The organism is uncultured Psychromonas sp. (assembly GCF_947489755.1).
Lineage (GTDB): Bacteria > Pseudomonadota > Gammaproteobacteria > Enterobacterales > Psychromonadaceae > Psychromonas.
On sequence record NZ_CANLFB010000077.1, the window covers coordinates 1 to 647 of the forward strand.

At 41.0% G+C, this 647-nt stretch carries 1 protein-coding gene; it reads right to left on the reverse strand.

Going from position 1 to position 647, the window contains the following annotated elements; genetic code table 11:
• A partial coding sequence (locus Q0794_RS18070) for a transposase (protein WP_298944271.1) occupies positions 1 to 647 on the reverse strand: 647 nt, incomplete at both ends.

Genomic DNA, 647 nt, shown 5'->3' on the forward strand with positions numbered 1-647 from the left:
AGTTGTGTTTGCAGCTGTTCGATAGCAGGTTTTAAGGTTTGTTGTTCCCCAACTGAGCCCCATGTTTGTGCTTGTAATATTATTTGGTGTTTGTCGTCATTAATAGCAATCCCATTGTAGCCTTGTATTGTACCTTTACTTGTTGTCATTTTTGCACTGTCTGGGTCTGTTATATTGCTTTTAACTGCCTTACCTTTGCTGCCTGTTTTTTCTTGATGTGTGGCTAGATACTCTGTGATTTTCTCTGCACTTTTATCAAGTTTCGCTTTCTGTTTTAAATCATGCGCCACTTCGTTTTCGCCTAAACTATCTTGTGCTTGATGACGCTCAAGTATTCGCTGACTTGCTCGGCGCAACTTCGCTTGTTTACGCTCAAGCTCATCAAAGGTGCCACTCCATTCTTTGCTAGCGTTTGATCTTATTTTACATCCATCGATGGCAAACATGTTCCGGCCAATCAATCCTTCACGGTCGCATATCATTAATACTTGAGTAAATAGTGGTTCAATTTGGTCTTTCATTTTAGCGACAAAACTAGCAATGGAAGTGAAGTGAGGTTGTTCATCACCCGATAAACTCATGAAGGTAATATTGGTTTCACACGCATTCGCAATACGTCGGCTACTGACTAACCCACGTGAATAACC